We start from the raw sequence: 8,049 nt of genomic DNA, 5'->3' as shown, positions 1-8,049 counted from the left end.
CCATTCTTCCGGCTCAGAGTATTGAGGGGTCTGGGACCGGGTCCGTAAACCCTTTATGTTTTTCGCGCACAGCGGTTTTTAGCGACGCACCCTATAGGTTTTCCGCAGAACTTATATGTGTTTCTGTGCACCCCATATGTTGTCTGTTTTAGCGGTATTTCGTTGTTAATTCCGCACGCGCGCATCAAATGGTTATTTATCGACGACACTCCGTGCCGCACCCCTATATTTAAGGATGTGGAATCGCCTACCCCTCCGGGTTAGAGCCCGCTAGATCCACTTCGCAATCGGGTACACCCATCTGTACGCGCTGACCTGCGGCGTTGTGGGTTGTGCCGAGCGTGCTGCCGGAGTCCCTTTCAGTGTCCCTGGGGTAGGAGCGGCCGCATGAAGGTGCGCTCGTACCGCAGGACGCACCCGGACTCGTCTCGAATCCGGTCAGCGGCGATGAAGTCCGGGTGGGTGCCGAACAAGGTGCGGTACTGCTCGTAGGCAGCCAGGCTGGGGAAGCTGAACAGGGATTCCGCACGGTCACTCACACCTTCCGCGGGTAGGTAGTACCCGTGGTGGGTGCCGCCGTGTTCGTCGACATGCCGCATCCAAGCGCGGGCGAACTGTTCAAAGGCCGCGATCTGGTCGGGGTCGATGGTGTAGTGGACGACACAGGTGATCACATCCACAACGCTAGGCCCACAGGCGCTCATTGGGGAGCCTTTGTCTGTGCGCCTCGTGGTGCACCTGGGGCACACCAATCTGCCTGGTTTACCTGCGGAAATGCGTCAGTTCGCCAAGTTGGCGCCGATTTCAACGGTGAGAACTCCGACGGCGATGAAGAGGATGCCGAGGGCCATGGTTCGGGTGAGGGGTTCGTGGAAGATGACCCGGGCGAGGATCGCGGTGAGAGCTACGCCGGATGCTGCCCAGATGCCGTAGGCGACGCCAAGGGCCATGCCGTCGGCCAAGGCGAGACTTAAGGCGACGAACGCCACGAGATACCCCGCGATGACGCCGATGAACCATTTCTTCACCCGGCCACCGTCGGAGGCTCGTAGCGACATGGTCGCGACGACTTCGGACAAGATGGCGCCTGCGAGGAAGATCCATCTCATGAGTTGACTCCTGCTTCCTGGGCTGCGGTTTGCTGAGCTTTCTGGGAGCCGAGTTCGACGGTGAGGACACCGCTGATGATCAGAACCATTCCAAGACCCATCACAGCAGTCAGAGGTTCACCGAAAATCGCGGCGGATAGCACAGCGGCGAGCACGACCCCGCTGGCTCCCCAGATGCCATAGGCGACGCCGATCTGCATTCCTTCGCGCAGGCAGAAGGTGAGGAAGACGAAAGCGCCGATGTATCCGGCAGCAACCACGATGTACCAGGATGGGTGATTGAGCGCCGCCTTGAGAGACAGCGTCGCCGCCACTTCGGTAGTGATGGCACCAGCGAGCAGGAACCACTGCTTCATGGGGTTGTTCCTTCGATTAGGGAGCGAATGCTGGAGACGACGGCTTCGAGATCCGCGCCGTGGAGGGTGGACACACCTGTGGCCTGGGAGCCCCAGAGTCCGTCGGCGGCGAGTCGGGCGGTGGTCAGCCTGGCTCGGGTGGCGGCGTCGAGATCGTCCGGGAGTTCGAGCCAGCGGCCCATCCGCGTAGTCCACGGTTCGGTGAGTTCGGGCCGGTACGTCGCTTGGCCCCAGATGATGAACTCGGCGCGCTTGGCGGCCCCGTGGGCGGCGACGTGAACGTAGCTCAGGAGCCGCTCGGTGGCGTTGGCGTTCTCGAGGGGCTTGCCAAGGGTGGCAGTCATGTCGTTCTCGACGTTGGCCGCAGCGTGGTCGACGATCGCGGCGAGCAGTACGTCGCGGTTGCGGAAGTGATATAGCAATCCCGGTTTGGTGAGCCCGGCCTCGTGGGCCACTGCGTCAAGGGTAATGTCGCCACCCTCCGCTGCGTTCATGACGCGGAGGGCAGCTTCCAGGATCTCGGAGCGCTGACTGGTTCGCATATAGCTAACTTTACCATTTGGTAGGTGAAGCCTTCAACTGCGGGCGCTGGTAGGGGCACCTGGGGTACACCCCAAGCGAACAATTTGTGAATGAAAAAACTTCCTGTTCGCTAGGGTTAGTTCCAAGACTAACGGAACAGAACCGTCACTGCCTCTGGAGATCACTGAACAGTTGGGGGCGATCTCAGGACAAAAGGTGGGCTATGCCCGGGTGAGTTCGAAAGATCAGAACCTTGATCGTCAGATTGAACAACTCAAGGCAGAGAAGGTCTTCACCTATTACACGGATAAGGCCAGTGGTGGATCGCGTGAGCGCCCTGGACTTGATGAAGCAATGCGATATGTCCGTGCAGGAGATCAGCTTGTCGTCACGTCGATGGATCGGTGCGCGCGTTCACTGACGGATCTGTACGCCATTGTTGACGAGCTAGTCAGCAAAGGAGTGTCGGTGAAGTTCCTCAAGGAGGGACAGACCTACTCAAAAGACTCCACCCCGATCGCCAAGCTGATGCTAGGGCTGTTGGGTTTTGTTCAGTTGGGTAAGGCCGTGAAAGAGCTGGATCAACACCGTGAAATAGTTGAAAAAATAACCCCGCAGGTTTCCCTGCGGGGTGTCGTTGTTAGAACGGTGCTTCGTCGTTGTCGGCGTCAGCGCCAGCCAGGGCGGCGTTCGCCGCCTCGCCTCCGCGACGGGCTGCGCGCGCAGCGGACTCTTTCTTGGAGTCGATCAGCTGCACGGTGTCGATACGGGCGACCAGCGGGTAGTGCTTCACACCGTCCTTGTCGGTGTAGACGTCGGTCTTCAGCGAGTAGCTCACTGCGACACGGTCGCCGGACCCGATGCAGCCGAACACGCCGGGGTTCTTCGCGTCCTGGACGTAGCCGGTCAGCTCCACGATCTCGCTTTCCACCTTGCCGGTGGCCTTGTTCTTGAAGGTGTTGCGCGCATAGACGCTGAGCTTCACCGTCGCACCGCCGTTTGCGTGCTCGAACAGCTTCGGTGCGCGAGCTGCGTTGCCGACGATGGTGCCGTTGTTGAAGGGGTTGGACATGATGGTTCTCCTTATGTGGGTGGGTGTGAATTGCCGTGCAATGTGGGTGTTGAAGCAGCTGCTTTGCTGCTGCGGGGGGGTTGCGCTGTCGTTACAGCACTGCCCAGGGCAGCGGCGTGCCTGCCGCCTCTAGGTCGCGCAGTTCTTGTGCTGCACCCGGATCGGCGTCCTCGCCGTCGATGCCGTCGGCGAGCTGGTAGAGCAGTTCCAGGTCGGTGTGGGTGATGTCGCGCATCACGTGCCTCCTTGTTCGGATTGGTGGTCAATCCGTCTGTTGGAGACAGCTCTGCTGTCTAGGGGTCGCTCCCCTGCCTCGTTGAAGTGTCTGCTGTCGCAAGCCACGGCCGACGAGAAAAAAAGAAACCCCGTTGCATCGCTGCAACGGGGTGTGTGGTGCTACTCGGTGAACAAGATCGTGCGGGTCTTCTCGGCGCCCTCGCGGACGAGTTCGACCATCCGCTCGCCTTGGCCGATGTCGGTCAGCTTCGCCACCAACGACGGGAAGTTCTCGTCTGGCCCGAACTCGGTGGCTCGGTGCGCGGCCACGCCAGCTAGTCCCGGCTGGCCTGTGGCGTGCGCAAGCACGGCAACCGTGGTGGTGAGCTGCGCGCGCATCCCTGGCCAGCTGGTCGGGACAGCACGCATAACCTGCTCCGCGAACCGTAGGCCCGCCTGCGGGTCATCGAGCAGCGCCGCGAGCAGCGCGTCTCGCAAGCGCGGCGTGGTGAAGCATTTCAGCGCCGATCGAACAGCGCGCGTGCTCGGCTGGGTTATTCCTGCCGCCGCCTGCTCGTATTCACGCTGCAGCACGTCGGAGAACATGGGCGGGATATACGCCAGCGCGTCTTCGATGATGTCGGCGTGCTCGGCAGCGTCGATGCCGTGATCGGTGCTGTTCAGGCGTGCCTCGATGTCGTCTTTGCTCGGCTCCGGCAGCTCGCCGGTGTGCTCTAGCATCTGCCGCAGCGCCGCCGATGCGGCGACCTCGCCGACAACGCCGTGGCGCGGCTCGTCGATGAGCGGATGCTGGTACACAGACCACCACGCAGCCCCGGTGACGATCTCGGGCACTTGCACCACCCCGAGCAGCGGCGGTAGGTGCACTGCCCCACTAGTGAGATACGTGGCCGTCTCGTCAAAGACCGGCTGCGCAATGTCATCGCTGATCATGTACGCGATAACAGCGTCGAGTTCGAGGTGGTGGACCCACGCTGCGAACCGCTCGCGACTCTCGGTGAGCTTCTCCACGGCCTCGTCCAGATCGAACCGCGCGACCGGGCCGAGGCGGACGGTGTCGACGCCCTCGTCGTCGACGAAGAACGCGAGGATCAGCGAGTTGTTCGGGTAGAAGCCGAGGATGCCGGGGAGGTTCGCGAGGATCTCGCCGTGAGATGCAAGCGTGTGGGAATGAGTGGACATGGCAGTGCTCCTTTGCACGAATACGGGGTGAACGTGGTCAATCCCGTATTCAGTCCGGCTCTGCCGGTCGCAGGCGTATCCCCGCAGTGCAGTGCCTTTGTGCGCTCGGCGTCGCTAGCGCAGCCTGATGCTCGCTCGCTGGGTGCGAGCGCTAGCGACGCAGCATTGTTAGATCCCCGCGTCGCCGCTGGTTAAGCGTTACCTTTGGCGCGGTTGTGAGACTTGCACAGCAGTTCGCAGTTGCTTTCCTCGAACTGCCGACTCCCGTGGCGTTCCTTCGTTGCTGCCGTCCTAGCAATCACTAAGCAATGCACCGAAAACCTGCGCCGCGTCGTTGGAGCGTCGCAGTTCCGTTTGGTGCAGGATTTTGACCCTAGTGCACCAGCTAGTGCACCAAATGGCGATCCGATCACAAAATGAAGAAGGCCCCTACCAGCGTTTCCACTGGTAGGGGCCTTATCTTAGTAGCGGGGGCTGGATTCGAACCAACGACCTCTGGGTTATGAGCCCAGCGAGCTACCGAGCTGCTCCACCCCGCGTCGGGTGATATTTGATTTTCACCTGCTGCCTTAACGGGCAACGAGTGATAACTATACGCATACCTCTTTCAAACACCAAATCCCCTGCGCACCTCACGGATTCGCAGGGGATTCAGGCTGTCACACGGGAAGGGTTACATGCTCTGGTATTCCTTCACGGCGCGGTCCAGCTCGTCGAGCGCCTTGCCGTACTCCTCGAAGGAGCCGTTGCGTGCGCCTTCCAGGTTGCGCAGCGCGTCGTTGATGTTGTTCAGCGCCTCGTCCTTGTTACCGGCAGCTGCTGGTGCTGGGGTCTCGGCCTTCTCGCCGTCGGCTGGTGCTTCCTCGGCTGGCTTCGTGTTGCCCTTGTCGTCGACGATGTCGATGTCCTGGGCGGCCTCAGAGTGAATGCCAACCTGCTTCAGCGCCTGGGAGATCGTCGGCGCATAGCCGACCTGGCCGCGGTAGAACACGAGCACGCGCAGCAGCTTCGGGAAGGCCGATGCCTGGTCCTTGCGCTGCGAGTAAATCGGCTCCACGTAGAGGATCTCTCCCCCGCCAACCGGCAGGGTGAGCAGGTTGCCGTTCTTCAGGTCGTTGGTGCCCTGCCACAGGGTGCGGTCGCGCGCCACCTGGTCGGAGGACATCAGGGCGTCCTGCGCCTGCTTCGGGCCCTGGGTCTGCGTGTTGGTTGGCAGCACGCGGACGGTGATCTGGCCGTAGTTCTCCGGGTCGGAGGACACGGACATGTGCGCGGAAAGGAACTCACGGTTCAGGCCACGGAACGGCGTAATCAGCTGGAAGGAAGGCTGGTTAGTTTCCGGGTCACCGGCGACGACGTAGTACGGAGGCTGGTTGAGCTCCTTGCGGCCTTCCGGCGCGGTCGGGTCGTTCGGCACGGACCAGAAGGCGTCGTTGTTGAAGAACACGCCTGGGTCGTTCACGTGGTAGCGAGCCAGCAGTTCACGCTGAACCTTGAACAGGTCCTCCGGGTAACGCAGGTGGTCGCGCAGCGAATCGGAGATGTCGCTTGCCGGGCGCACGGTGTCTGGGAACGCGCCCATCCATGCCTTGAGCACAGGGTCGTTCTCGTCGAATGCGTAGAGGTCCACCGTGCCGTCGTAGGCGTCAACGGTCGCCTTGACGGAGTTGCGGATGTAGCCGACGTTGTTGTTCAGCAGGCGCTGCGTAGTCCCGTCTGGGTTCAGCGCGTCCTGCGTCGTATCGGTCAGCGATTCGCGCGTTGCGTACGGCAGCTGGGACAGCGTGGTGTAGCCGTCCACAATCCACTTGATCTTGCCGTCGATCACGGCCGGGTAGGTCTTGGAGTCGGTGGTCAGCCACGGCGCGACCTTCTCAACGCGCTCGCGTGGGTCACGGTCGTAGAGAATCTTCGACTCGGAGCCAACACGGTCAGACAGCAGGAACTTTAGCTCCTGGTACTTCGCGGAGTACGCGATGCGGTTGACCCAGTTGCCGATGTTGACGCCACCTTCACCCTGGTAGGTGTAGGTGGAGCTGTCCGTGTCATACTCGACGGGGCCCTGGCCGTTATCGCCGACGATGGCGTAGTCCAGGCCGTCGTTCGCAGAGGCGATCACCGGGCCGTAGTAGACGCGCGGCTCGTCGACCTGGATGCCCAGCTCGTCTGCCTGGTCCTTCTCAGCAGCGATCGCGTTGGTCTGCAAATCGGAAACGGTGAAGATCGGCAGACCACCACGGGTGGAGCCTGCGTCCTGCGCGGCCTCGTCAACGCGGTTCGCCTGCGCTGCAATGAAGCCGTTGCCGTGGGTGTACACGGTGTGGCGGTTGATCCAGTCACGCTGGTTTTCGCGCAGCGCGTTCGGGTCCATCTCGCGGGCCGCGACGACGAAGTCGCGCATCTTGCCGTCAACCTCGTAGCGGTCCATCGCCAGCTGGTCCGGGAAGCCGTAGAAGTTACGCAGCTGCTGGTTCTGGGTAAAGGTCGGTGAAATGATCTCCGGGTCCAGCAGGCGAATGTTGCTGATCGTGGCAGCGTCGTCCGCAACCTTATCGTTGGAGACCTTTTCCGCGCCCCAGTTGTCCTGGTATTTCACCTGCTCGTCGGTCAAGCCGAACGCGTAGCGGGTGGCCTCAATATTGCGGGCGATGTACTCGGCTTCCTTCGACTGGCGGTTCGGCTTGACCGAGAACTGCTCCAGCAGCGCCGGCCACACACCGCCGACTACGAGCGAGGACACAAGCATCAGCACCGCGGCCAGCACAGGAACGCGGAAGTCCTTATATACAACGGACGCGAAGAACGCCGCTGCGACGAGCACCGCGATGACCGTCAGGATCACCTTGGCCGGCAGCGACGCGTTGACCGTGGTGTAGGACGCACCGGTGAAGATGTCGTTCTGGGAGTACAGCAGGGTGTAGCGCTCCAGCCAGTAGCTAACTGCCTTGAGCACCATCCACAGGCCCGCGGTCACGGCAAGCTGCACGCGAGCGGACGTCGAAATGTGGCCCGGCACCCCGCTGACCTTATTGCCGATGCGGATGCCGCCCAGCAAGTAGTGGCCCACCGCGCCAACGATGAAGGCGACGAGCAGCAGGAGCGAGAGGCCGTCGATAATCGCGGTGATACCCGGCAGTGCGAAGGCGTAGAACCCGAGGTCCTTGCCAAACTGCGGATCATCCACGCCGAAGGATTCCCCGTTGAACCACAGCATGAACGTGCGCCACAGGCGCTGCCCTGCCAGGCCGGAGAAGACCGCGATCACCACCGGAACCCACACCAAGAGCGTGCGAACGCCCTGCTGCAAGTTGACCTGGGTCCGCGTGTCGCCGACAACGGCTTCAAAGCTCAAGGCTTCTTTTGTGCGGCCGCGCCACGCAAGCCACGCGGCGAGGTAGGTGATCAGCGCGCCAACGGCGGCAAAAATAACAAACAACACCACTCGCGCCACGATGACGCGGTTGAAGACCCCACGGAAATCAAGCTCCCCGAACCAAAGAAAATCGGTGTAGAGACCGATCAGGATCGGGATGCAAAACAGCAATACACCGAGGACACCAATGGTGATGGC

8 protein-coding genes, 1 tRNA gene and 1 pseudogene are annotated in these 8,049 nt (G+C 61.7%); 1 reads left to right on the top strand and 9 read right to left on the bottom strand.

Going from position 1 to position 8,049, the window contains the following annotated elements; genetic code table 11:
- Positions 1-359 precede the first annotated feature (359 nt).
- The 4 genes from QP802_RS10195 to QP802_RS10180 form a co-directional block, all read right to left on the bottom strand.
- Complete coding sequence (locus tag QP802_RS10195; RefSeq protein ID WP_230208643.1) at positions 360-674, bottom strand: NIPSNAP family protein; 315 nt, start codon at positions 672-674, stop codon at positions 360-362.
- Between the two features lie 105 nt (positions 675-779).
- Entirely contained in the window at positions 780-1,109 is a 330-nt protein-coding gene (locus tag QP802_RS10190) for a DMT family transporter (protein WP_034666342.1), read from the bottom strand.
- A complete protein-coding gene (locus QP802_RS10185; protein ID WP_038610824.1) occupies positions 1,106-1,465 on the bottom strand; it encodes a DMT family transporter in 360 nt (119 codons plus the stop codon). The genes QP802_RS10190 and QP802_RS10185 overlap by 4 nt, the downstream gene beginning before the upstream one ends.
- Positions 1,462-2,007 (bottom strand): TetR/AcrR family transcriptional regulator, encoded by a 546-nt coding sequence (locus QP802_RS10180; protein WP_284804241.1) that lies wholly within the window; start codon positions 2,005-2,007, stop codon positions 1,462-1,464. The genes QP802_RS10185 and QP802_RS10180 overlap by 4 nt, the downstream gene beginning before the upstream one ends.
- A gap of 196 nt (positions 2,008-2,203) precedes the next feature.
- On the opposite strand from QP802_RS10180, the pseudogene QP802_RS10175 reads away from it, so the two are divergent.
- Positions 2,204-2,527, top strand: a pseudogene (locus tag QP802_RS10175) (recombinase family protein); the annotation flags it as partial.
- 100 nt (positions 2,528-2,627) lie between these two features.
- Here the strand turns inward: QP802_RS10175 and QP802_RS10170 are convergent.
- The 5 genes from QP802_RS10170 to QP802_RS10150 all read right to left on the bottom strand — a co-directional run bounded on the left by QP802_RS10170 (position 2,628) and on the right by QP802_RS10150 (position 8,046).
- A complete protein-coding gene (locus QP802_RS10170) occupies positions 2,628-3,059 on the bottom strand; it encodes a single-stranded DNA-binding protein (protein ID WP_034997554.1) in 432 nt (143 codons plus the stop codon).
- A 91-nt stretch (positions 3,060-3,150) separates the two neighbouring features.
- Positions 3,151-3,294, bottom strand: a complete 144-nt coding sequence (locus QP802_RS10165; protein WP_016456431.1) for a hypothetical protein — start codon at positions 3,292-3,294, stop codon at positions 3,151-3,153.
- A 161-nt stretch (positions 3,295-3,455) separates the two neighbouring features.
- Positions 3,456-4,478 carry a DUF4192 domain-containing protein gene (locus tag QP802_RS10160; RefSeq protein ID WP_284818670.1) on the bottom strand — a complete coding sequence of 341 codons (1,023 nt, stop codon included), beginning with the start codon at positions 4,476-4,478 and terminating at the stop codon, positions 3,456-3,458.
- A gap of 465 nt (positions 4,479-4,943) precedes the next feature.
- Positions 4,944-5,017, bottom strand: a tRNA-Met gene (locus tag QP802_RS10155).
- Positions 5,018-5,151: 134 nt separating this feature from the next.
- Positions 5,152-8,046, bottom strand: coding sequence for a UPF0182 family protein (locus QP802_RS10150; RefSeq protein WP_407933416.1), 2,895 nt, complete (start codon positions 8,044-8,046; stop codon positions 5,152-5,154).
- Positions 8,047-8,049: the final 3 nt, after the last annotated feature.

This window comes from Corynebacterium sp. UMB10119B (assembly GCF_030228125.1).
GTDB classification, from domain to species: domain Bacteria; phylum Actinomycetota; class Actinomycetes; order Mycobacteriales; family Mycobacteriaceae; genus Corynebacterium; species Corynebacterium pseudogenitalium.
This window is presented reverse-complemented; position numbering and strand designations above follow the sequence as displayed.

What these genes read in the sequence shown, in the direction of transcription:
- QP802_RS10190 (WP_034666342.1), bottom strand. Translation starts at nt 1,109, where the DNA reads ATGAGATGGATCTTCCTCGCAGGCGCCATCTTGTCCGAAGTCGTCGCG.
- QP802_RS10185 (WP_038610824.1), bottom strand. Translation starts at nt 1,465, where the DNA reads ATGAAGCAGTGGTTCCTGCTCGCTGGTGCCATCACTACCGAAGTGGCG.
- QP802_RS10180 (WP_284804241.1), bottom strand. Translation starts at nt 2,007, where the DNA reads ATGCGAACCAGTCAGCGCTCCGAGATCCTGGAAGCTGCCCTCCGCGTC.
- QP802_RS10170 (WP_034997554.1), bottom strand. Translation starts at nt 3,059, where the DNA reads ATGTCCAACCCCTTCAACAACGGCACCATCGTCGGCAACGCAGCTCGC.
- QP802_RS10165 (WP_016456431.1), bottom strand. Translation starts at nt 3,294, where the DNA reads ATGCGCGACATCACCCACACCGACCTGGAACTGCTCTACCAGCTCGCC.
- QP802_RS10160 (WP_284818670.1), bottom strand. Translation starts at nt 4,478, where the DNA reads ATGTCCACTCATTCCCACACGCTTGCATCTCACGGCGAGATCCTCGCG.